Origin of the sequence: Pseudomonas eucalypticola, from assembly GCF_013374995.1 — a bacterium.
Lineage (GTDB): Bacteria > Pseudomonadota > Gammaproteobacteria > Pseudomonadales > Pseudomonadaceae > Aquipseudomonas > Aquipseudomonas eucalypticola.
This window is the reverse complement of the sequence record NZ_CP056030.1, coordinates 5,640,202-5,661,838: the sequence shown is the minus strand read 5'-3', so window position 1 is coordinate 5,661,838 and position 21,637 is coordinate 5,640,202. Positions and strand designations below refer to the sequence as shown.

General features: G+C 65.0%; 21 protein-coding genes. 11 read left to right on the top strand and 10 right to left on the bottom strand.

The features are described from left to right. Positions 1-87: 87 nt before the first annotated feature. Both HWQ56_RS25310 and HWQ56_RS25305 read left to right on the top strand, forming a co-directional pair. On the top strand, positions 88-414 hold the full coding sequence (locus tag HWQ56_RS25310; RefSeq protein ID WP_158153479.1) for a DUF1820 family protein: 327 nt from the start codon (positions 88-90) through the stop codon (positions 412-414). Between the two features lie 47 nt (positions 415-461). After that, positions 462-1,064 (top strand): glutathione S-transferase, encoded by a 603-nt coding sequence (locus tag HWQ56_RS25305; protein ID WP_176572031.1) that lies wholly within the window; start codon positions 462-464, stop codon positions 1,062-1,064. A gap of 9 nt (positions 1,065-1,073) precedes the next feature. On the opposite strand, the gene HWQ56_RS25300 is transcribed toward HWQ56_RS25305, so the two are convergent. The 4 genes from HWQ56_RS25300 to HWQ56_RS25285 form a co-directional block, all read right to left on the bottom strand. Next, entirely contained in the window at positions 1,074-1,622 is a 549-nt protein-coding gene (locus HWQ56_RS25300; RefSeq protein WP_158153481.1) for a tetratricopeptide repeat protein, read from the bottom strand. A gap of 198 nt (positions 1,623-1,820) precedes the next feature. Then, positions 1,821-3,104 (bottom strand): glutamate-1-semialdehyde 2,1-aminomutase, encoded by a 1,284-nt coding sequence (hemL, locus tag HWQ56_RS25295; RefSeq protein ID WP_158153482.1) that lies wholly within the window; start codon positions 3,102-3,104, stop codon positions 1,821-1,823. A 17-nt stretch (positions 3,105-3,121) separates the two neighbouring features. Further along, positions 3,122-3,748 (bottom strand): thiamine phosphate synthase, encoded by a 627-nt coding sequence (gene thiE / locus HWQ56_RS25290; protein ID WP_158153483.1) that lies wholly within the window; start codon positions 3,746-3,748, stop codon positions 3,122-3,124. A 30-nt stretch (positions 3,749-3,778) separates the two neighbouring features. Next, positions 3,779-4,576: a hydroxymethylpyrimidine/phosphomethylpyrimidine kinase gene (locus HWQ56_RS25285; RefSeq protein ID WP_176572030.1), complete on the bottom strand. Its 798-nt coding sequence runs from the start codon at positions 4,574-4,576 to the stop codon at positions 3,779-3,781. Between the two features lie 262 nt (positions 4,577-4,838). On the opposite strand from HWQ56_RS25285, the gene HWQ56_RS25280 reads away from it, so the two are divergent. The 4 genes from HWQ56_RS25280 to HWQ56_RS25265 all read left to right on the top strand — a co-directional run bounded on the left by HWQ56_RS25280 (position 4,839) and on the right by HWQ56_RS25265 (position 11,230). Next, positions 4,839-7,232 carry a hybrid sensor histidine kinase/response regulator gene (locus tag HWQ56_RS25280; protein WP_176572029.1) on the top strand — a complete coding sequence of 798 codons (2,394 nt, stop codon included), beginning with the start codon at positions 4,839-4,841 and terminating at the stop codon, positions 7,230-7,232. A gap of 72 nt (positions 7,233-7,304) precedes the next feature. Next, entirely contained in the window at positions 7,305-8,954 is a 1,650-nt protein-coding gene (locus tag HWQ56_RS25275; RefSeq protein WP_158153486.1) for an acyl-CoA dehydrogenase family protein, read from the top strand. A 107-nt stretch (positions 8,955-9,061) separates the two neighbouring features. Then, positions 9,062-10,525 carry an AMP nucleosidase gene (gene amn / locus HWQ56_RS25270; protein WP_158153487.1) on the top strand — a complete coding sequence of 488 codons (1,464 nt, stop codon included), beginning with the start codon at positions 9,062-9,064 and terminating at the stop codon, positions 10,523-10,525. A 138-nt stretch (positions 10,526-10,663) separates the two neighbouring features. Next, a complete protein-coding gene (locus HWQ56_RS25265) occupies positions 10,664-11,230 on the top strand; it encodes a pseudouridine synthase (protein ID WP_176572484.1) in 567 nt (188 codons plus the stop codon). A 61-nt stretch (positions 11,231-11,291) separates the two neighbouring features. On the opposite strand, the gene HWQ56_RS25260 is transcribed toward HWQ56_RS25265, so the two are convergent. Continuing rightward, positions 11,292-11,495, bottom strand: a complete 204-nt coding sequence (locus HWQ56_RS25260) for a DUF2788 domain-containing protein (RefSeq protein ID WP_158153489.1) — start codon at positions 11,493-11,495, stop codon at positions 11,292-11,294. 9 nt (positions 11,496-11,504) lie between these two features. Continuing rightward, on the bottom strand, positions 11,505-11,984 hold the full coding sequence (locus HWQ56_RS25255; protein ID WP_176572028.1) for an Lrp/AsnC family transcriptional regulator: 480 nt from the start codon (positions 11,982-11,984) through the stop codon (positions 11,505-11,507). Between the two features lie 452 nt (positions 11,985-12,436). Here HWQ56_RS25255 and HWQ56_RS25250 point away from each other — a divergent pair, with 452 nt between their 5' ends. Next, positions 12,437-13,534 carry a DUF6515 family protein gene (locus HWQ56_RS25250; protein ID WP_176572027.1) on the top strand — a complete coding sequence of 366 codons (1,098 nt, stop codon included), beginning with the start codon at positions 12,437-12,439 and terminating at the stop codon, positions 13,532-13,534. Here HWQ56_RS25250 and HWQ56_RS25245 read toward each other — a convergent pair. After that, a complete protein-coding gene (locus HWQ56_RS25245; RefSeq protein WP_158153492.1) occupies positions 13,519-14,433 on the bottom strand; it encodes a cation diffusion facilitator family transporter in 915 nt (304 codons plus the stop codon). The two genes, HWQ56_RS25250 and HWQ56_RS25245, sit on opposite strands and share 16 nt — an antisense overlap. 12 nt (positions 14,434-14,445) lie before the next feature. Then, complete coding sequence (locus HWQ56_RS25240) at positions 14,446-14,865, bottom strand: polyribonucleotide nucleotidyltransferase (RefSeq protein WP_158153493.1); 420 nt, start codon at positions 14,863-14,865, stop codon at positions 14,446-14,448. Between the two features lie 118 nt (positions 14,866-14,983). On the opposite strand from HWQ56_RS25240, the gene hrpB reads away from it, so the two are divergent. After that, positions 14,984-17,509, top strand: coding sequence for an ATP-dependent helicase HrpB (gene hrpB, locus HWQ56_RS25235; protein ID WP_176572026.1), 2,526 nt, complete (start codon positions 14,984-14,986; stop codon positions 17,507-17,509). A 123-nt stretch (positions 17,510-17,632) separates the two neighbouring features. On the opposite strand, the gene HWQ56_RS25230 is transcribed toward hrpB, so the two are convergent. Together HWQ56_RS25230 and HWQ56_RS25225 are read right to left on the bottom strand one after the other, a co-directional pair. Next, the gene (locus HWQ56_RS25230; RefSeq protein WP_176572025.1) at positions 17,633-18,715 is read right to left on the bottom strand and encodes an endonuclease/exonuclease/phosphatase family protein; all 1,083 of its coding nucleotides are present in this window, start codon (positions 18,713-18,715) and stop codon (positions 17,633-17,635) included. A gap of 64 nt (positions 18,716-18,779) precedes the next feature. Continuing rightward, positions 18,780-19,439 carry a YciC family protein gene (locus HWQ56_RS25225; protein WP_158153502.1) on the bottom strand — a complete coding sequence of 220 codons (660 nt, stop codon included), beginning with the start codon at positions 19,437-19,439 and terminating at the stop codon, positions 18,780-18,782. 201 nt (positions 19,440-19,640) lie between these two features. Here HWQ56_RS25225 and HWQ56_RS25220 point away from each other — a divergent pair, with 201 nt between their 5' ends. The 3 genes from HWQ56_RS25220 (at position 19,641) to HWQ56_RS25210 (ending at position 21,590) form a co-directional block, all read left to right on the top strand. Next, positions 19,641-20,354: a DUF2076 domain-containing protein gene (locus HWQ56_RS25220; RefSeq protein WP_176572024.1), complete on the top strand. Its 714-nt coding sequence runs from the start codon at positions 19,641-19,643 to the stop codon at positions 20,352-20,354. A gap of 129 nt (positions 20,355-20,483) precedes the next feature. Further along, complete coding sequence (locus HWQ56_RS25215) at positions 20,484-20,963, top strand: LabA-like NYN domain-containing protein (RefSeq protein ID WP_158153504.1); 480 nt, start codon at positions 20,484-20,486, stop codon at positions 20,961-20,963. 15 nt (positions 20,964-20,978) lie between these two features. Then, the gene (locus HWQ56_RS25210; RefSeq protein WP_158153505.1) at positions 20,979-21,590 is read left to right on the top strand and encodes a 3'-5' exonuclease; all 612 of its coding nucleotides are present in this window, start codon (positions 20,979-20,981) and stop codon (positions 21,588-21,590) included. Positions 21,591-21,637 lie beyond the last annotated feature (47 nt).

Below are 21,637 nucleotides of genomic sequence, written 5' to 3'. Positions count from 1 at the left end.
CAAGCCCGACCTTCCTAGCATTGCCTGCCCGGCGCCTGTGCTATAGTTTTCGCCCTCTTTACCACCCCCGACTGTTGCCCACCCAAGATGACCAAACGCGAAGCTCCGATCTACAAAGTGATTTTCCTCAACCAGGGCCAGGTGTTCGAAATGTACGCCAAGCAAATCTTCCAGAGCGATCTGTGGGGCTTCCTGGAAATCGAGGAATTCGTCTTTGGCGAGCGCACCCAGGTCGTCGTGGACCCCAGCGAGGAAAAACTCAAGGCACAGTTCGAAGGCGTGGTGCGCAGTTTCGTGCCCATGCACTCCATTGTGCGCATCGACGAAGTGGAGCGCCTGGGCACGCCGAAGATCAGCGAGGCCCGTGGCCCCAGCAACGTCATGCCGTTTCCGATGCCGATGCCGGAGAAATAACCGCCCCGGCGCGCGCCCCAGGTTCCCCTCACTAAGGAGAGTAATGGATGAAACTGATAGGCATGCTGGATTCACCCTACGTTCGCCGCACGGCGATTTCCCTCGACCTGTACGGCGTGGCGTTCGAACACCAGGCGTTATCGGTGTTCAGCACTTTCGAAGCCTTCGCCGCGATCAACCCGGTGGTCAAGGCGCCTAGCCTGGTGCTGGACGACGGCACCGTGCTGATGGACTCCACCGTGATCATCGGCTATTTCGAAGCCCAGGCCGCCGAAGGCCGCAAGCAGTTGCCACACCACCCAGCGGCACTCGGCAAGGCACTGGAGGTCGTCGGGCTGGCGCTGGCGGCGTGCGAGAAGGCGGTGCAGATCGTTTACGAGCGCAACCTGCGCCCCGAGGAGAAGCGCCATCTGCCTTGGGTGGACCGGGTGACGCGCCAGCTGCTGGCCGCGTGCGATGCGCTGGATAAGCACTACGCCAACGCCGCGGGGCACAGCCTGGATCAGGCGGCCATCGGCAGCGCAGTCGCCTGGTCGTTCATTCAGTTGATGGTCGCTGACGTAGTCAAGGCGGCCGATTTCCCCGCCCTGCAGGCCCACGCGGCGCGGTTGGAAGAGACGGAGCTGTTCAAGCGTTATCCGATGGTGTGAGGACGCGGCTCAAGGCAGCGGCGAGAAAGGCGAACGCCCGTCGGCGGTCTGCAGTTCCAGCAGGTATTTGCGGAAGATCTGCCCCAGTACCTGGGTCGCTGTCTCCAACTGGTCGCGCGGCATCTGCGCGGCCACTTCGTCGGCGACGTCCAGGGCATCCTCGGCGCCGTTGACGGCCGCCATCTTCAGCACGATATAAGCCTGGATATTGTTGGCGGCGACGCCTTCGCCGTGGAAGAACATCATGCCCAGGTGGTATTGCGCATCGGCATGGCCTTGCAACGAGGCCTGCTCGAAGTAATTGAGGGCCTGGCCCAGGTCGCGGGGCGTGGCCGTGCCATCGTAGTAGAACTGACCCAACTCGTATTGTGCCTGGGCGTCGCCCGACTTGGCCGCCTGCTGGCAGGCAGCCAGGGCCTGTGGCAGGTCCTGGGGCTGGGTGTTGAGGGTGCAGCGACCCACCGCCGGAATCAACAACGAGTTGCCGCCTGCGGTCGCCAGCAGCGGCTGAAGGAGCAACAGGCAGCCCAGGGCAAGGGCGCGGCCGGTGCGGTTCATGGGGATCGACTTACCTCAACAGGAAACGGGCGGACCCGGCCAGGACAATGGACTGGTAGGGCATTATGAAATAAGCCGGGCCGTCCTTACAAAGTCTTTACTCGTTTTTCTGCTCTGCGGGGCTATGACGCGGCCTTGCAATGGCTGCTACAGAGTGTGTAGCAGCCATCGCAAGGCTTCGTCCAGCCGGCGCAGGGATTATTTCAGGGCGGCAAAAGCGCGTTCGGCGGCGTCCAGGGTGATTTTTAGCTCGGCGTCGCCATGGGCGATGGAGGTGAAGCCCGCTTCGAAGGCGCTCGGCGCCAGGTACACGCCGCCTTCCAGCATCAGGTGGAAGAAGCGCTTGAAGCGCTCGGCGTCGCTGGCCATCACGTCCTCGAAGGTGACGATGTCGTCGGCACCGCTGAAGTACAGGCCGAACATGCCACCTGCCTGGGTGGTCACGAACGGAATGCCAGCCGCATCGGCGCGCTGTTGCAGGCCATCGAGCAAGCGGGCGGTGTAGTCGCTCAGCTCGTCATGGAAGCCCGGGCGGCTGATCAGGTTCAGGGTGGTCAGGCCGGCGGCCATGGCCAGTGGGTTACCCGACAGGGTGCCGGCCTGGTATACCGGGCCCAGCGGGGCGATGTGCGACATGATCTCGCGCTTGCCACCGAAACAGCCCACCGGCATGCCGCCGCCAATGATCTTGCCGAAGGTGCTCAGGTCCGGGGTCACGCCGTAGTGCGCCTGGGCGCCCCCCAGGGCCACGCGGAAACCGGTCATCACTTCGTCGAAGATCAGCACCACGCCATGCTGGTCGCACAGTTCGCGCAGGCCTTGCAGGTAACCCGGCGCTGGTGGCACGCAGTTCATGTTGCCGGCCACCGGCTCGACGATGATGCACGCCACTTCCTCGCCCACGTCGGCGAGCATCTCGGCGACCGCCGCCAGATTGTTGAAGGGCAGGGTCAGGGTGTGTTTGGCGAACGCCGCCGGCACGCCGGGCGAGCTGGGCACGCCCAGGGTCAGGGCACCGGACCCGGCCTTGACCAGCAGGCTGTCGGAGTGGCCGTGGTAGCAGCCCTCGAATTTGATGATGCTGTCGCGGCCGGTGAAACCACGGGCCAGGCGGATGGCACTCATGGTGGCCTCGGTGCCCGAGCTGACCATGCGCACCATTTCCATGGACGGTACCAGCGAGCAGACCAGGTCGGCCATCTGGGTTTCCATCTCGGTCGGGGCGCCGTATGACAAGCCGTGCTCCAGCTGCTTGCGTACCGCCTCCAGCACGTCGGGGTGGCTGTGGCCGAGGATCATCGGGCCCCAGGAACCGACGTAGTCCACATAGCGCTTGTCATCCTCGTCGGTGACGTAGGCACCCGCGGCATGCTTGAAGAACAGCGGCGTGCCGCCAACGCTCTTGAAAGCGCGCACGGGCGAGTTCACGCCCCCGGGGATGTGTTTCTGGGCGTTGGCGAACAGCGTTTCGGAGCGGGACATAAAGGTAATCTCGTTGATCAGGCAGATTCGAACAGGGCGTTGAAGGCGCGCGCGCGGCGTGTCACGTCCTGGGCGGTCTCGGCGCCGAACAGGGCATTGACCACGGCCAGCAGGTCGGCGCCCTGTTCCAGCAGCAGCGGGGCGTTGTCCAGGGTGATACCGCCAATGGCGCAGATCGGCAGCTTGAGCTGGGCGCGGGCCTGGCTGAGGGTGTCCAGGCTCACCAGGCCGGCATCGGGCTTGGTGCTGGAGTCGAAGAAGGCGCCGAAGGCCACGTAGCTGGCCCCTTCCTTGGCGGCCTGCTCGGCCAGGGGCAGTTTCCCGTGGCAGGTGGAGCCAATGATGGCGTTGCGGCCCAGCAGGGCACGGGCCGGGGTCAACGGGCCGTCGGTCTGGCCCAGGTGCACGCCCACGCCCAGCTTGGCAGCCAGTTCCAGGTCATCGTTGATGATCAACTGGGTCTTGTAGGACTCGCATAGTTTGCGCAGGGCTTCGGCCTCGCGCAGGCGTCGGGCCTCGTCACTGGTCTTGTCGCGGTATTGCAGCAACACGACGCCACCGTCCAGGGCAGCCTTGACGTAATCAAGGAACCTGCCGGCCAACAGTTTGCTGTCGGTAATGGCATAAAGGCCACGTAGTTTCATCAAGCGCACCTCAAAAAATATGGCCTGGCGTCAGGAGCAGAAATCCAGCGGCAACCGGCGTGGCACGTATTGGCCCTTGCCCAGTTGCTCGGCGTCACGCAGGGTGCGCCATGTGTAATTGAGCGCCGACTGCACGGCGCTGTCCAGTTGCTCGCCCAGCGCCAGGCGACCGGCCAGGGCGCTGGCCAGGGTGCAGCCTGAACCATGATAGCTGCCTGGCAGGCGCTGGCAGGTGAAGGTCTGGCGTCGACCGTCGCGGCTGTACAGGCGGTTATGGATTTCCACCTCGTCGCCGTGGCCGCCGGTGATCAGCAGATGCCGCACGTAGGGCAGCAGTTTCTCCGCGCACTCATCGGCGCTGCCTTCCGGCAGTTCAGCCAGGATGCGGGCTTCAGGCAGGTTCGGGGTGGCGATGATGGCCAGGGGCAGCAGGCGCTCGCGCATGGCGTAGCCGACTTCGTCCTTGCCCAGCCGGCCACCGCCGCCCGCACGCAGTACCGGGTCGCAGACCATGGGCAAGTGCGGATGCGCGCTGAGCAGTTCGACCACGGTGTCGACCATTTCCAACGAGCCGATCATGCCCAGCTTGACCGCTGCCACGTCGGAATCGTTGAGCACGGCATTGGCCTGGGCCAGTACCCACTCGCGGTCCAGCACGCGAAAGTCGGTGACATTGACGGTGTCCTGCACGGTCAGGGCGGTCACGGCGGGGGCCGCGTGACAACCTTGGGCGATGAGGGCTTCGATATCTGCCTGCAAGCCGGCGCCGCCACTGGGGTCGTGGCCGGAGAGACAGAGGACAACGGGGCGGGAGCTATAGATATTCATGGTGCGCGAGCTTACCACCAAACGCTTTTGCGGGGCGGAGCGGCGCAAACGGATTTTTTGTCGAAATGGCCAGCAATAATCGACCGGTGGTCGCTGAAAGTACTGTTATAGAGCCTCTGATACAAATTTTTACCCGTGATGCACTAGTGGCCAGAAGCTATGCTAGAGTGCTCCGAAACCGATAACAGGCACTGCCGGACGACGTCGTCTCAAAGGGAATGGGGGCTTCCTGACGCGCTCGTGCAGGCTACGCTGGGGCTGTATGCGCTATTTGCTGATACTACTGGTGGGCTGGCTACCGATGCTGGCCTGCGCGCTCGATTTCGACGAGTCCACGCGCACCCTTCCCCTGGGGCGCGTGATGCAGGTCTACGAAGACGTCGATGGCACGGCCAGCATCGAGCAGGTCACCTCCGCGGCCTTTGCCGATAAATTCCACCGCCAGCGCGAGGCAGTGCTCAACGCCGGCTATTCGCGCTCGGTGTTCTGGCTGCGGGTAGACTTGCGCTTTGTGCCCAGAGAGCCCGACGCGGTCGGCAACTGGCTGCTGGAACTGGCATACCCGCCCATGGACAGCATCGAGCTGTTCCTGCCCGACGCCCATGGCGCGTACCGCCTCAACGAGCACACCGGCGACGAGTTGCCGTATTCGGTGCGCCAGATCAAGCAGAACAACTACGTCTTCGCCATCCCGTTCCCCGCCAACGAGCAGAAGACGGTTTACCTGCGTATCCACAGCGAAGGCTCGGTGCAGGTGCCGCTGAACCTGTGGTCGTACACCGCCTACCTGGAAGAGCAGCCCACGCGCCTGTATGTGCTGGGGCTGATCTACGGGGTGTTGCTGGGGATGCTGGTCTACAACCTGTTCATCTACCTGAGCGTGCGCGACAGAAGCTACCTGTATTACATCCTCTACATCGCCTCGTTCGGCCTGTATCAGGTGTCGGTCAATGGTGCCGGGGTGCAGTACTTCTGGCCGGAGAACCCCTGGTGGGCCAATGCGTCCACGCCCTTGCTGATCGGCTCCGCCGCGTTGTTCGGCAGCCAGTTCGCCCGCAGCTTCCTGCAAACGGCCGAGCACAGTCGCTGGCTGGACCGCACCTTGATGGTACTGATGGGCTGGGGCGTGGTCACCATGCTCATGTCCCTGGCGTCCACCTACGCCCTGGCCCTGCGCCTGGCAACGGCCCTGGCGCTGGTATTCACCGTGGTGATCTTCAGCGCGGGCCTGGTCGCCTGGTGGCGCGGGTTACGTCTGGCGCGCTACTTCATCATCGCCTGGACGGCATTTCTGGCCGGCGGCATCATCAATACCCTGATGGTGCTGGGCTACCTGCCCAACGTGTTCATCACCATGTACGCCAGCCAGATCGGTTCGGCGCTGGAGGTGGGGTTGTTGTCGCTGGCGCTGGCCGACCGCATCAATTCCATGCGCGAGCAGCAGGCCCGCGTGCTGTTGGAGGCCGGGCAGAAACTGGAGCTGCTCAACCAGCAACTGGCCAACAGCAACCGCCTGAAGGATGAGTTTCTGGCGACCGTCACCCACGAGCTGCGCACGCCCATGAACGGTGTCATCGGCTCGCTGGAACTGATGCAGACCGTGCCCATGGACGCCGAACTTGCCCAGTACCAGCAGACCGCCGCCGGTTCTGCCCGGGACATGATGCGCATGGTCGACGACATCCTGATCCTCACCGAATTGCAGGCCGGCAAGCTCTACCCACGGCACGAGCCGTTCGGCGTACAGGCATTGCTGGACAACCTGCAAATGCAGTTCACCCGGCCGGCCCAGGCCAAGCACCTGGCGTTCTCGGTAGAAACCGACAGCGACCTCCCGGAGCGCCTGCAGGGTGACTCGAAAAAGCTGGCGCTGTGCCTGGGTTGCTTGCTCGACAATGCCATCAAGTTTACCCGCCAGGGCGCGGTGGGTTTGCGCGTGCGGGCAGGGGCGCGCACCGGCGACAGCCTGGAGCTGAGCTTCAAGGTCAGCGATACCGGCATCGGCTTCAGCCAGTTGGCCGACGCAGCGCTCTACCAGCGGTTTTCCCAAGTGGATGGGTCCATGACCCGCGAATACGGCGGCCTGGGCATTGGCCTGGCGATTTGCAGGCAGTTGGCCGACCTGATGGGCGGCGAACTCAACCATCATTCCGAACCGGGCCGCGGCAGCTGGTTCGAGTTGCGCGTCCCGCTGGGCCTGGTGCACCTGGCCGGCAACGCGCCGCCTGGCCTTCGCCCGGAGCCCCAGCGCCCGCAACGCCAGCCACAGGACTGCACGGTATTGCTGGTGGATGACAACAGCATCAACCAATTGGTGATTCGCGGCATGCTGCTGAAGCTCGGTTACCGGGTGCGCACCGCCGACGACGGTATCACCGCCCTTGAGTTGTTGCACCGCGAGCGTTTCGATGCCGTGCTGCTGGACTGCCAGACGCCCCTGACCGACGCCTTCGCCACTACACGGCGCCTGCGCGAGTTGCCCGGCTGCGCGCGCTTGCCGGTGCTGGCGGTGATCGCCCAGCGCCATGAGCGGGAGCGCTGCCTCGACGCGGGCATGAGTGACTGCCTGAACCGCCCCGTGCGTTTCGAAGAGTTGCAGGCAGCGCTGCATCGCTGGCTATTAGTCCGGGCGCAGGGCGAAAGCGCCGGCAGTTAGGCCGAAATGACACTTTGACGCAGGCCATGAGCGTGCTTCACTGGGGCAGGAACCCGCCCCCAGGAGCCCGCGATGAACCTGCATCAGTTCGCCGAGACCCACGAAGTCACCAACCAGCCCCCTGCGTTGGACGGCGCCAACCTGTGGCGTATCGACCTGCCACTGCAAGAGTGGGTGCGCCGCTGCGGCGGTGGCTGGGCCGAGTCGCGCATCGATGCCTACGGCGCGCTGGCGGGCGGGCCGTTGATGGCTGCGGGGTTCCTGGCCAACCAGAACAAACCGGTGTTCCACAGCCACGACCGCTATGGCCACCGCATCGACCTGGTGGAATTCCATCCCGCTTATCACGAGCTGATGCGCACCGCCATCGAGCATGGCCTGCCGTCCCTGCCCTGGGCTCATCCCCAGCCCGGCGCCCATGTGGCCCGTGCCGGCATGACCTACCTGCATAGCCAGGCCGAGGCCGGCAGCGGCTGCCCGTTGACCATGACCTTCGCCAGTGTGCCGGCGTTGCGGCTGCAACCGGACCTGGCCGAGCAATGGTTGCCCAAGGTACTCGCCACCGAATACGACCCACGCAACGTCGGCATGGCGCACAAGGCGGGAGTCACCCTGGGCATGGCCATGACCGAGAAGCAGGGTGGCACCGATGTGCGCGCCAACACCACCCGCGCGTTTGCGGTCGGCTCGCCGGGGCCGGGCCAGGCTTACGAACTGGTGGGGCACAAATGGTTCTGCTCGGCGCCCATGTGCGATGCCTTCCTGACCCTGGCGCAAACCGACAAGGGCTTGAGCTGTTTCCTGCTGCCGCGCCACCGTCCTGACGACACGCGCAACGAGTTCTACATTCAGCGGTTGAAGGACAAGCTGGGCAATTGCTCCAACGCCTCGAGCGAAGTCGAGTTTCGCGGCGCCCTGGCCTGGATGATCGGTGAAGAGGGCCGAGGCGTGCCCACCATCATCGAAATGGTGGCCATGACGCGTTTCGATTGCATGGTCGGCTCCAGCGCGCTGATGCGCCAGGCCCTGACCCAGGCTGCGCACCATTGCGCCCATCGCCAGGTAGGCGGGCGCCTGCTGGCCGACCAGCCGTTGATGCAGAATGTGCTGGCCGACCTGGCCCTGGAAAGCGAAGCCGCCCTGGCCCTGAGCCTGCGCATGGGCCAGGCGCTGGACCACCTGGGCGACGGCCAGCAGGCCCGCTTCGCCCGGCTGATGACCGCCGTGGGCAAATACTGGATCTGCAAGCGGGCCCCGGCGATGATCAACGAAGCGGCCGAATGCATGGGTGGTGCCGGTTATGTGGAGGACAGCATCCTGCCGCGGCTGTACCGCGAGGCACCGGTGAACTCCACGTGGGAGGGCTCGGGCAACGTGCAGTGCCTGGACGTGCTGCGTGCCTTGTCCAAGGAGCCTGGCGTGCTCGATGCACTGTTCGCCGAGCTGGGCGACGGCCACGGCGACCGTCGCCTGGTGGCGCACATCGACCATCTGAAGGATGCCTTCACTGACACCGCTGACATCCAGTACCGCGCTCGGCAACTGACCGAGGACATTGCTTTGGCCGTGCAGGCCAAGTTGTTGCTGGAGGCAGGCAATGCCGTGGTCAGCGACGCGTTCATCGCCAGCCGGCTGGGCGCTGGCGGGCGTGTCTACGGCGCGCTGCCGCGTGGGGTGGATGTGCAGGCGCTGGTGCAGCGTTCAACCCCCACCACCCTGTAACCGCCGCCATCCCAGCGGTACCGGGCGCCGGCTGTGATCGCAAGGCGTGCCTTTGCGTGTTGTTACAGGCAAGATGGAGGCCTGCAAGATCAGACAGGAAGCGCACCGTGACTCAAGCCTTTGTTGTTGTCGAAACCGCCGAACAAGCCGTCGATCGTCTGGCTGAGCTGCATGAACGGGCCACCCTGGCCCTGAGCCAGGCCCTCAAGCAGTACCTCAAGGACCGCAGCGAGCCCGATGCTGCCCAGCGGTCCCTGTTCCGTTACCCCGAATTGCGCGTCACCTACACCTACGGCGGCGAAGTCCCGCCCATCACCCGTGCCTACGCCAAGGTGCAGTCGCCGGGTACCTATTCGGTCACCGTCACCCAACCGGCGGCGTTCCGTACCTACCTGCTGGACCAGCTGCGGCCCTTGATGCGCGACTTTTCCGTCACTGTGGAAGTGGGCGTCAGCGAACAGAACATTCCGTACCCTTACGTCGTGGAACAGGGCGACGAACTGGCCGGCACCGGCGTTACCGCCGCGGCGCTGGCGCGGGTATTCCCCAGCACCGACCTGTCGGCCGCCACCGACGGGGTCGCCGACGGCCTGTACGACTGGGCCACGGCCGACCCGATGCCGCTGGCGCTGTTCGACGCCGCCCGCGTGGACTTCTCCCTGCGCCGCCTGATCCACTACACCGGCAGCGACTGGCGCCATGTGCAGCCGTGGATTCTGCTCACCAACTACCACCGGTACGTCGACCAGTTCGTCAGCCACGGCCTGGAACAGCTGCAAAGCGACCCGCGCTTCGTGCGCATGGTCATGCCTGGCAATGTGGTCATCGACAAGGACATGACCAGCGAGCAGGCCCAGGCCTTGGTCGACAGCGTGGTGTGGCACCGCTACCAGATGCCGGCCTACCACCTGATCGCCGCTGACGGTGACGGCGTGACGCTGGTCAATATCGGCGTCGGCCCTTCCAACGCCAAGAACATCACCGACCACCTGGCGGTGCTGCGCCCGCACTGCTGGTTGATGATCGGCCACTGTGGCGGGCTGCGCCAGTCGCAGACCATTGGCGACTACGTGCTGGCTCACGCCTACATGCGCCAGGACGGCATCCTCGACCGCGTGCTGCCGCCGAACATCCCGATCCCGGCCCTGGCCGAAGTGCAGATGGCCTTGCAGGAAGCCGCGGCGCAAATCACCGGCGAGCGTGGCGACGAACTGAAAAAGCGCCTGCGCACCGGTACCGTGCTGACCTACGACGACCGCAACTGGGAACTGCGCTGGGCCCAGGAGCGGCCGCTGATCAACCTGTCCCGCGCCGTGGCCGTGGACATGGAAAGCGGCACCATTGCCGCCCAGGGTTACCGCCTGCGCGTACCGTACGGCACATTGCTGTGTGTATCCGACAAGCCGCTGCACAGCGAGATCAAGCTGCCGGGTTCGGCCAACGCCTTCTATAACCGGGCGGTCAGCCAGCACTTGAAAATCGGTATCGCCGCACTGGACCTGCTGCGCACCGAGCTGACCTCGCTGCACTCGCGCAAACTGCGCAGCTTCGACGAGCCGCCGTTCCGTTGAGGTTTGCCCAAAGCGGCCGGGCCCACTAGCATAGTCGGCCCAGCTGCCTTGATAGCCTTTGCCATGTCCTCGTCACCGCGTTCCAACCCTCGCCGCCCGGGCACCAAACCCTCCGCCAAGCCCGGGCAACCCCGGCGCGTGGCCAAGGCGCCGCCGGCCGAACCGCGGTTGATCCTGTTCAACAAACCCTTCGACGTGCTGACCCAGTTCAGCGACGGTGAAGGGCGCGTGACGCTCAAGGATTTCATCGACATTCCAGGCATCTACCCGGCTGGGCGCCTGGACCGCGACAGTGAAGGGTTATTGCTGCTGACCAACGACGGCCAATTGCAGGCGCGCATCGCCGATCCCAAGCACAAGTTGGCCAAGACCTATTGGGTGCAGGTGGAAGGCGAACCGACCGAGGATCACTTGCAGCGGTTGCGCCAGGGTGTGGAGCTCAACGACGGCATGACCCTGCCGGCCCAGGCGCGTCTGCTGGCAGAGCCGGACCTCTGGCCGCGCGACCCGCCCGTGCGGTTTCGCAAGAGCGTGCCTACCCATTGGCTGGAACTGGTCATCAAGGAAGGCCGTAACCGCCAGGTACGGCGCATGACGGCGGCGGTGGGCCTGCCGACCTTGCGCCTGGTGCGCGTGCGCATTGGGAATTGGGCACTGGACGGCCTGGAACAGGGCAGATACCGCGAAGTACCCGCCAAACTGTAGCAGCGGACCTGGCCGCGTCACGATCGCCGCGCACCATCAGGCAAACCGCCAACCCTGCTGCCTAGCGCGACTCGATCACCGCAATCACCACCGTCTTTATGATGAAGGCCAGCACGCCCAACCCCAGCACCGCGAACAGGATCAGGGTGCCAAAGCGCCCGGCCCTGGATTTCTTCGCCAGGTCCCAGACGATGAACCCCATGAACCCTACCAGTACGGTTACCAGGATGGTCATCATCCATTCTTCGAATACGGCCGGGTCCATGGCGGCTCCTCAGGTGCGCAGGTGGGTCAGCGGCAGCTCGGTGCTGGACAGTACCTGGTTCAGCACAAAACTCGAGCGCACGCTGGTCACGCCGTCGATGCGGGTCAGGTGGCCCAGCAGCAGTTTCTGGTAGTGGTCCATGTCCGGCACCACCACCTTGAGCAGGTAGTCCGCTTCCATGCCCGTCACCAGGCTGCATTCCAGCACTTGGGGCAGGGCGCGCACGGCGGCCTCGAAGTTCTCGAAGCGCTCGGGGGTGTGGCGGTCCATGCCGATGTTCACGTAGGCGGTCAGGCTCAGGCTGAGCATCTTGCGGTCCAGCAGGGCGACCTGGCGGGTGATGTAGCCGTCATCTTCCAGTTGCTTGACCCGGCGCGAGCAGGGCGAAGGCGACAGGCCGATGCGCTCGGCCAGTTCCTGGTTGGAGATACGGGCATCACGCTGCAATTCGGCGAGGATGCTCAGGTCATAACGGTCCAGCTTGCTCATGGATCTGCCCTTGATCTTTAATATTGCTGCAAATTATCCATCTGAAGGCAAAAATTGCGCAAGTGATGTTTTCATCAGCAATCTTCGCAATCCCGTGCCGCATGCCCGGCCTTATAGTTATACCCAGAATCACTACCCGGACATGAGTCCACTGCGACCAGACCCAAGCAGGCAGGTCGCGGCCACCACCCCCACAGGGGATGCGTTGGCCCCCGGGTTGCACGCGGTCCAGAAGGCGGCGTGAGGTGAGCCGACGCCACAAGCGTCGAGCCGGACGGAAGATACTAAAGGGAGGCCGACGGGCCTCCCTTCTTTCTTTGTGGGCGCTGGAAAAAACCGCGCAACAAAATCATGTCCCCGCCGATACCCTCCTCATACACCCTGATAGACTTGAAGAACCCAAAGGTTGTTTTCCAGTCTTCTCTGTACGCCCAACCCCCGTGAGGAAAAGCATGAAGTCGCGCATCTGGCAGGTGGCAGGTGTTGGTTTGCTCTGTGTGAGTGTCAGCGCTCAAACTTTGGCCGAAGGGCCAAACTTGCAAGAAGAACAGCGGGGCAATCAGCATGGACCGCAAGGGCAGCAAAACCACCCGCAGCCGCAACAGCAGCAGAACCGTCCACAGCCGCAACAGCAACCCCAGCAGCAGCGGCCAGTGCAGCAGAGCGGGCAATACCAGTTCCACCAGCAGAATTTCAACCGCGACGAACCTGCCCGTCAGCAGAATTTCAGCCGGCCCGAGCCTCAGCGCCAACCGCAGCAGCCGCCGGTGCAGCAACAGCCGCGCCCGCAGCAGCAGAGTGGTCAGTATCAGTTTCACCAGCAGGACTTTCCGCGCGCCCAGGACCCGAACAACCGCAACCAGTTCGACAACCGCCCCGCGCAGAATTTCGAGCAGCCCTCCATTCGGCCCAAGCCCGATGAAGTGCGCCAAACCCAGCCGCCGATTCGCGGCAACTACGCCGACATGCCCAACCGTGACCGTCGTGATGACCGCCGCTGGCCTGGCCGCCCGGATGGCCATGGCAATGGCTGGGGCCCTGGCCCGCAATACCGGCCCGGGCAGTTCGTCGACCGTTTCCCCGGGCAGTCCTACCGCGTGCCATACCGGGGTGGCGACTACTTTTTCTCGGGGGGCTACTGGTACCGGCCGGAAGGCCCGCGCTACATAGTGGTGTCACCACCTTACGGTATCCGCACCCGTTACCTGCCGGACTATGCCCGGGAAGTATGGGTGGGCGGCGCGCTGTTCTTCCTCGCTGCAGGCAGCTACTACCAGTGGCTGGATTCGAGCCAGGAGTACCAGGTGGTCAACCCGCCCACTGCCCAGCCGGAGCCCGCGCCCAACCCTTATGACGTGAACCTGTACCCGGCCTACGGCCAGAGCCCCGAGCAAATGGCCCAGGACAAGTACGAGTGCTATCGCCAGGCCGTGCAGCAGACCGGCTTCGACCCGGCTACTGCGACCTATGCCCCGGAAGAAGCGGTGGTGTATGCCTACCGCAACGCCTTTGGCTCCTGCCTGAGCACCCGTGGCTACAGGGTGTACTGACGCGGGTCGGTACGGCTGGCCTTGACCACTTCCTGCGGGTCGGCGTGCACCAGCACTTCGGCCTGCGGGTACGCCTGCATGATCGCCGCCTCCACCTGTTCGCACAGGTCGTGGGCGACGGTGAGGGTCAATTGCCCAGGCAGTTCGAGGTGCAGTTGCACGAACCAGTGGTTGCCTGACATGCGCGTGCGCAAGTCGTGGGCGCCCAGCACGCCGGGCACGGCGCAGGCCAAGGCCAGCATCTGTTCACTGACATCGGCCGGCAGTTCCTGATCCATCAGGATCGCCGAGCTTTCCCTTGCGATCTGCACCGCGCTCCACAGGATGTACAGCGAGATCCCCAGGCCGAAGAACGCATCCATCTGCCCGAGCCCGAACTGGGCCAGCAGCAATGCCACCAGAATGCTGCCGTTGAGCATCATGTCCGAGCGGTAGTGCAGGGAGTCTGCGCGAATGGCCGTCGAGCCTGTTTCGCGGATCACCTTGTACTGGATCGCCAGCAACCCTGCCGTCAGTATCAGCGACAGCACCATCACCGCGATGCCCAGGCCCGGCTGGCCCAATGGTTGCGGGTGGTGCAGCCGGTCGATCGCCTGGTAGGCGATCAATACTGCACTGAAGCCGATGAACAGCGCCTGGGCCATACCGGCCATGGCTTCTGCCTTGCCGTGCCCGTACCGGTGATCGTCATCGGCAGGGCGCAGGGCGTAATGCACCGCCAGCAGGTTGAGAAACGAAGTCGCGCCGTCCAGCACCGAGTCGGTGAGGCCGGCCAGCAAGCTGACCGACCCGCTCAACCACCAGGCCACGGCCTTGGCGATGATCAGAATGGCGGCCACCGTCAGCGAAGCACGGGTAGCCAGGCGCAGCAGTTTGATGTGGCGAGCGGATGGGGTCATGGGGGCCTGTTCTTACGCGGCGGGCTTGAGGCCGAACATTGCCAGCTGTTCGACGCTGCCACGGCTTTCGATCAGGCGCGGGTCGTTCAGGGGCAGGCTGCGGCCCAGTTCGTTCTGCAGGATAGCTTCCAGTTTCGCCCGGTCTACCTTGCCATCGGCGCTGACGGCTTCGTGCAGTTTTTCCGGCGCCACCTGGGCGGTCTTGCCGTGGGGGAAGTAAATGGCGCCGGTGGCGAAGTCCACGCCAAAGGCGATCAGGCCGGGGATGATGTAGAACAGCAGGCCGACGGCGTCAGCCACGACGATCACCGGGTCAACGTGGCCGTCGATCTGGCCGCGACGCTCAGGGTAGAACAGGCTGCCGCAAGCAGTCACCTGGGTCAGCAGGGCGCCCACCAGGACGCCGCCAATCAAACGCGAAGGAATACGCATGGGAATCTCCGAAATGAAGGACACAACGTTACAGGCAAAACGCCGGTACCAATAGATAAGACCATGATTATAGGGCGCGAGTTCGCCGTTATACTCGTCGGCTTGCCTGGGAGCCACCATGATTTCATTGCCGATTGATGCCGTTCTGCCAGCCCTTCGTGAAGCCCTCGCGGCGCGCCACGAAGCGGTCCTCGAAGCCCCGCCCGGTGCCGGTAAAACCACCCGCGTGCCGCTGGCGCTGCTCGATGAGCCCTGGCTGGCAGACCAGACCATCCTCATGCTGGAGCCACGTCGCCTGGCGGCCCGCGCTGCGGCCGAGCGCCTGGCCAGTGAGTTGGGGGAGAAGGTCGGTGAAACCGTGGGTTACCGCATTCGCCTGGAAAGCCGGGTTGGTCCTGGAACCCGTATCGAGGTTGTGACCGAAGGCATCCTTACGCGGCGCCTGCAGGAAGACCCGGCGCTGGAGGGCGTGGGGCTGGTGATCTTTGACGAGTTCCATGAGCGCAGCCTGGACGCCGACCTGGCCCTGGCCCTGAGCCTCAATGGTCGGGAGTTGCTGCGCGACGACCCGCCGCTGAAAATCCTGCTGATGTCGGCCACCCTGGAAGGCGAGCGCTTGTCGGCCATGCTCGACCACGCCCCGGTGGTGCGTAGCGAGGGTCGCATGTTCCCGGTGGATATCCGCTGGGGCCGGCCGTTCCAGCCAGGTGAATACGTGGAGCCGCGAGTGGTCAACACCGTGCTCGAAGCGCTCAACGACGAGACCGGTAGCGTCCTGGTGTTTCTGCCGGGCCAGGCCGAGATTCGCCGCGTGCACCAGCAGTTGGCCGAAGCCTTGGGCGAAGGCGGCAACGTGTTGTTGTGCCCGCTGCACGGTGAACTGGACCTGGCCGCCCAGCGCGCAGCCATCGACCCGGCACCTGCCGGCAAGCGCAAGGTGGTGCTGGCCACCAACATCGCCGAGACCAGCCTCACCATCGACGGCGTACGCGTGGTCGTCGACGCCGGGCTGGCCCGCGTGCCACGCTTCGACCCGGGCAGCGGCATGACGCGGCTGGACACCCAGCGTATCTCTCGCGCCAGCGCCACCCAGCGCGCTGGTCGGGCAGGGCGGTTGGAGCCGGGCGTGTGCTACCGCCTGTGGTCCGAGGCCCAGCATGAGCAGTTGGCGGCGTACGGTGCCGCTGAAATCCTCCAGGCCGACCTGGCCGGGCTGGCCCTGCAACTGGGGCGCTGGGGCGTTACGCCTGGCCAACTGAGCTGGCTCGACCTGCCCCCGCCGGCTGCCTACAACCAGGCCCTGGACCTGTTGGTACGCCTGGGGGCGCTGGCTGACGCGGGCGCGGTCAGCCTCACTGACCATGGCCAGGCCATGGCGCAGTTGCCTGCCCACCCACGCATCGCCCATTTGCTGTTGCGTGGGCATGCCCTGGGGCTGGCGGACCTGGCCTGCGACGTTGCGGCATTGCTGGGCGAACGCGACATCCTGCGTGGCGCCGGCGCCGACCTGCACAGCCGCCTGGGCCTGGTGTCGGGCGAGCAGCGCGGTGCGCGCGGCAGTCAGGGCGGTGTCCAGCGTGTACGGCAACTAGCCAGACAATACCGCGGCTACCTCAAAGGCAATGGCCGCCAGCCGGTGGCCGACCCCCAGCACCCGCGCTGGCTGGGCGCGCTGCTGGCGCTTGCCTACCCGGACCGCGTCGCCCAGCAACGCCGGGCCGGTGGCAGCGAATACCGCCTGGCCAACGGCCGCGCTGCCCAATTCGGCGAGCCAGATGCGCTGATGAAACACGAGTGGATCGTCATCGCTGACCTGGGCAGCCGCCAGGGCCAGCGCGAAGAGCGCATCTACCTGGCCACCGATTTCGACGCGCAGCTGTTGGACGGCGTATTGGCCGAGCAAGTGCGCCAAGTGGATCAATTGGAATGGGACGAGCGCGAAGGCGTGCTGCGCGCCGAACGCCAGCGCAAGGTCGGCGAGCTGGTGCTTAGCCGTGAGCCATTACCCGGGCTGGACGACGCGGCCAGGGCACGCGCCCTGGCCAGCCTGGTGCGGCGCAAAGGCCTGGAACTGCTGCCCTGGACCCCCGAACTGCGCCAGTGGCAGGCCCGGGTCGGCCTGCTGCGCCAATTGGACCTCGACCAGCAAGGCGCCAGCGACTGGCCGGACGTCAGCGACGCCGCGCTGCTGGCAACGCTGGAAGACTGGCTGGAACCTTACCTGGGGAAAGTCACCCGCCTGAGCCACTTCGGCAACCTGGACCTGTCGTCCATCCTGCGTAACGCCTTGCCCTGGCCGCTGCCCCAGCGCCTGGACGAATGGGCGCCGCAGCACCTTACCGTGCCATCAGGCAGCAACGTGCGGCTGGACTACAGCGAGCTGCCGCCGATCCTGGCGGTGCGCCTGCAAGAACTGTTCGGCCTGGAAGACACCCCGCGCATCGCCAATGGCCGGCTACAGGTCAAGCTGCACCTGCTATCGCCGGCGCGGCGGCCGGTGCAGGTCACCCAGGACCTGGCCAACTTCTGGCGTACCACTTATGCCGAAGTGAAGAAAGACCTGAAGGGGCGCTATCCAAAGCACTACTGGCCGGATGATCCGTTGGTGGCGGAGGCTACGGCGCGCGTCAAGCCTAGAAAATGAAGGTGCAGGCCCGAGGCGCCCATTCCCACAGGGATTGGCGTGTGCCGCGTTCCCTTGTGGGACCGGGCGAAGCTCGGGAAGCGGCCAGCACCTATCTATCTGGAAATCTCGGCGCCTATTCCATCAATTAGCCGGCGGCGGCAACAACAGCCGCGCCGTCAACGGCAGGTGATCGGCAATTTCCTCGGTGTCTTCCTGGCGCACCCGCGCTTCCATGCGCGTGAGCTTGGGGCTGTGGAACAGGTAATCCAGCGTGCGGTCCGGGCCTGGCACAGCCGGGTCGTTGGGGTAGTAGGTGAACCAGTCCTCGCGGTCCGCGCCGCTGGCTTCCTGGTTGTCCGGGATCATGGGGTAACGGTCCCACAGCAGGTGCAAGGGGCTGTCGGCCGGGTAGGCGGCTTGGCGGGCCGGTGGCAGGCGTAGGGTCTGGCCCAGGGGCAGGGCGTTGAGGTTGCCACCCAGCAGCCACGGTGTGCCATGGCTTTCCATGCGGTCGATGCGCTTGAGGATGGCTTGCATCTGTTGACCCTGGATGTCATCACCGGGGGCTGGTTTGTCCAGGTTGGTGTTGAGCACGGCCAGCTGGCCACCGCCCTGGATCGGCAAGTAGCTGGTCAGCAGCGCTCGCTGCGGCGCGAACGGGTTGCGCCAGTACGGGTTGGCGGGGAGTTGCAGGCGTTCGGCCTGCACGATCTGGTAGCGGCTCAGGGTCGCCAGCTTGCGGCCGACGCTGCCAAGAATGTGCGAGTCGGGTACGAAGTCTGCTTTCCAGTCGAAGGCTTCGACGTCGCAGGGGTAGAGGTCGACGATGCGTGCGCGCAACAGCGCCAGCTGGTCCTGGTAGTCGCTGGCCTTGGCGCCGTCGTCCAGGTCCTGCAATAGCACCAGGTCCGGGGACTCGGCACGGATGACCCGCGCCACCTCGTCCAGGTTGTACGCCAGGTCTTGCGGGGTCGCCCGCTCGTCCGGGCCGTTGCCGGCGGGCAGGTCGTACCAGAACACGTACTGTTTGCCCGCCAGGTGCTGCACGTTCCAGGTCATCACCTTCAGCGCCTGGCCTGGCACCAGTTGCGGCGCGGCGCCGCGGCACATGCGGGTCAGTTTTTCCCGGGGCTCTGGGTGCCAGGTCAGGGTGTAGACCAGCACCGCCAGCAACAGCGCCAGGGTCACCAGCACCAGCAGGGTATTGCGCAGTAGTCGGGTCATCGGCTCGGCTTATGGCGTGGCAATGCCCTTGAGCATAACCGAGCTGGCGCGTCGGCCCAAGGCCTCACGCCTGGCCGGTCTTGCCCACGCGCAGCATGTACAGGCGGTATACCACCACACTGGTGAACAGTTGCAGAAAGCCGTTCAGGCTGTCGAGCAGCAGCATCTGCCAGTGGCTGGGGTCGGGCCAGACCGTGTTGCTGGCCAGGTCGATGGCCCACAAAGGCACCAGCGAGCCGAACACGCAGGCGGCGATGGGCAGCAGGTGCCCCTGGGTCAGCTGGAAGCTGTCGCGCATGGCCGCCATGGGCGTGAGCCCGCGCAGCACCAGCAGGTACTCGGCGAATACCAGCCGGATCATCACGTAGACACCGGGCAGTATGAACAGCGACAAGCCCAGCATGATCAACAGCGTGCTGGTGGCCGCCAGCACGGCGAAGAACGGCCACATCTGCAGCGTGGCCGCCAGCAGATTGCGCTTGAGCGGTTGCAGGCCCTGGCTGCGGGCATCGAGGAACAGAATCAGGGCGCCGGTGTACAGCGGGTAGAACAGCAGGCCCACGGCGATGTCATACATAGGCGAGGCATCGGGGCCGATGCTGTGTTGCACCACTTGCGAGGCCAGGGCTTCGAGCACCAGCAGCGGCAGGCACAGCTGGGCGATGCCGGCCAGGTTGCGGCGGAAGAAATACAGGGAGTCACGCAGTACGTCTAAGGGGTTCATCAGTCGCGATCGCACATGAAAAAGCAGGCCGACACTTTAGCCCATGCGCCCCGAGGCTCCAACCGTGGCGGTCGGGCGGCCGGCTGAAGGAAGTTTCATGCTGTGCCGCCATTGAAACCGTCATGCGGGTGCCCCATTTTGTAGGCAGGCCGCCCATATCGGGCCGGGCCGAATTTTTACCGGCAATCTAACGAGGTCGCCATGAACAGCGAAGAGCAAACCCTGATCGACGGACTGTTTACCCGGCTCAAGCAAGCCGAAGCGGGTTCAGCCCCACGTGACGCCCAGGCGTACGAGCGGATCAAGGAACATGTGGCCGCGCAACCGGCGGTGCCTTATTACATGGCCCAGGCCATCCTGGTACAGGAAGCGGCCCTCAAGCGCATGGACGAGCAGGTCAAGAAACTCCAGGCCGACCTGGCACAAGCACGTGCCCAGGCCGGCTCGGGCAACCAGCAGCCAGCCAGCGGCGGGTTCCTGTCGAACCTGTTCGGCGGTGGTTCACGCCCTGAGCCCGCACCGGCCCCGCAGCAATCGGGCGGCTGGCGCGAGCCTGGCAACGGCTACCAGCAGCCTGCGCCACAGCAACCGCAATACGCACCACCGCCCCAGCAGGCGGCTCCGGCAGGTGGCGGCTTCATGCGCGGCGCCCTGCAGACCGCAGCCGGCGTCGCCGGTGGCGTGATGCTGGCCGAGGGCATCAGCAGCCTGTTCCACCACAACAGCCAACCCCAGGAAATCGTCGAGATCCTGCAAGAGCCCGCGCCTGCGCAGGACCAGGGCGGCTGGGGCAATGAGCCCGAGCGCTTCGCCAACAACGATTCGTGGGGCAACGAAAGCGGTAACCTCACTGACACCGACTTCAGCGATGACAGCGGTGGCAGCTTCTTCGATGACGACGACACTTTCGTCTGAGCCCCTTCGGCAGGCGGCCCGTGGCAGCAGCCCGGGCCGTTTCGCCAGACAATTCCCAGCACCCGCGCCGCAACTGGCATACTGACGGCCTGATCAAGGTCGAGCGCTTCAGCGCCACGAGGATGTGCGGTGAAAAGAATCGCGGTGTTCGCCGATGTACAAAACCTCTATTACACCGTGCGCCAAGCCTATGGCTGCCACTTCAATTATGCCGCCCTGTGGGCTGATATCAGCCAGCGCGGCCAGATCGTGGAAGCCTATGCCTATGCCATCGACCGTGGCGACAGCAAGCAGCAGCAGTTCCAGCAGATCCTGCGCAACCTGGGCTTCACGGTAAAACTCAAGCCGTACATCCAGCGCAGCGATGGTTCGGCCAAAGGCGACTGGGACGTGGGCATCACCATCGATATCATGGACGTGGCCGACCGCGTCGATGAAGTGGTACTGGCCTCCGGCGACGGCGATTTCGACATGCTGCTCGACCGTATCATCAGCAAGCACGGCGTGCAGGCCGTTGCCTACGGCGTACCGGGGCTTACGGCGAACTCGCTGATCCGCGCCGCCAGCCGCTACGTGCCCATCGAAGGCGCGTTGCTGCTCAAGAATTGAATACCTGGAGTTGTCTTGGAACGTATTGCCGTCATCGACTTTGAAACCACCGGCATCTCGCCGGGCGCCTACTGCCGTGCCACCGAAATCGCCGTGGTGATGCTCGAACGCGGGCAGATCGTCGATCGCTACCAGAGCCTGATGAATGCCGGGGTTGCCGTGCCCGCGTTCGTCTCCAGCCTGACCGGCATCACCACCGCCATGGTCCGCGGTGCGCCGCCGGCTGCCCAGGTGATGGGTGAAGTCGCGGACTTTGTCGGTGATACACCGCTGCTGGCCCACAACGCCTCGTTCGACCAGCGGTTCTGGGATTATGAACTGGGCCTGCTGCGCCGCGAACGTCGCCAGCGCTTCGCCTGCTCCATGCTGCTGGCCCGGCGCCTGATGCCGGCGGCGCCCAACCACAAGCTCGGCACCCTGACGCAATGGGCTGGCCTGCCGCACACCGGCACCGCCCACCGGGCCATGGCCGACGCCGAGATGGCGGCCAACCTGGTCCAGCATCTGGCCGGCGAGCTGCGCCAGACCCATGGCTTGAGCCAGGTGTCCCATGCGTTATTCTGCACCTTGCAAAAGGTGCCGGCCGCGAAGATCGGCGACGCCCTGCGCAAGCATCGCGGCGCCTGACCGCCCCGCCAGCGACCGTTCAGAAAAACTCGCTGGCAAGCCCGCCT

Coding starts and splice junctions, on each gene's coding strand:
- HWQ56_RS25280 (WP_176572029.1), top strand. CDS start 4,839: ATGCGCTATTTGCTGATACTACTGGTGGGCTGGCTACCGATGCTGGCC.
- HWQ56_RS25260 (WP_158153489.1), bottom strand. CDS start 11,495: ATGGACCCGGCCGTATTCGAAGAATGGATGATGACCATCCTGGTAACC.
- HWQ56_RS25310 (WP_158153479.1), top strand. CDS start 88: ATGACCAAACGCGAAGCTCCGATCTACAAAGTGATTTTCCTCAACCAG.
- HWQ56_RS25275 (WP_158153486.1), top strand. CDS start 7,305: ATGAACCTGCATCAGTTCGCCGAGACCCACGAAGTCACCAACCAGCCC.
- HWQ56_RS25300 (WP_158153481.1), bottom strand. CDS start 1,622: ATGAACCGCACCGGCCGCGCCCTTGCCCTGGGCTGCCTGTTGCTCCTT.
- HWQ56_RS25240 (WP_158153493.1), bottom strand. CDS start 14,865: ATGCGTATTCCTTCGCGTTTGATTGGCGGCGTCCTGGTGGGCGCCCTG.
- HWQ56_RS25285 (WP_176572030.1), bottom strand. CDS start 4,576: ATGAATATCTATAGCTCCCGCCCCGTTGTCCTCTGTCTCTCCGGCCAC.
- HWQ56_RS25230 (WP_176572025.1), bottom strand. CDS start 18,715: ATGACCCGACTACTGCGCAATACCCTGCTGGTGCTGGTGACCCTGGCG.
- HWQ56_RS25220 (WP_176572024.1), top strand. CDS start 19,641: ATGAACAGCGAAGAGCAAACCCTGATCGACGGACTGTTTACCCGGCTC.
- HWQ56_RS25305 (WP_176572031.1), top strand. CDS start 462: ATGAAACTGATAGGCATGCTGGATTCACCCTACGTTCGCCGCACGGCG.
- hrpB (WP_176572026.1), top strand. CDS start 14,984: ATGATTTCATTGCCGATTGATGCCGTTCTGCCAGCCCTTCGTGAAGCC.
- HWQ56_RS25245 (WP_158153492.1), bottom strand. CDS start 14,433: ATGACCCCATCCGCTCGCCACATCAAACTGCTGCGCCTGGCTACCCGT.
- HWQ56_RS25255 (WP_176572028.1), bottom strand. CDS start 11,984: ATGAGCAAGCTGGACCGTTATGACCTGAGCATCCTCGCCGAATTGCAG.
- hemL (WP_158153482.1), bottom strand. CDS start 3,104: ATGTCCCGCTCCGAAACGCTGTTCGCCAACGCCCAGAAACACATCCCC.
- HWQ56_RS25250 (WP_176572027.1), top strand. CDS start 12,437: ATGAAGTCGCGCATCTGGCAGGTGGCAGGTGTTGGTTTGCTCTGTGTG.
- HWQ56_RS25225 (WP_158153502.1), bottom strand. CDS start 19,439: ATGAACCCCTTAGACGTACTGCGTGACTCCCTGTATTTCTTCCGCCGC.
- thiE (WP_158153483.1), bottom strand. CDS start 3,748: ATGAAACTACGTGGCCTTTATGCCATTACCGACAGCAAACTGTTGGCC.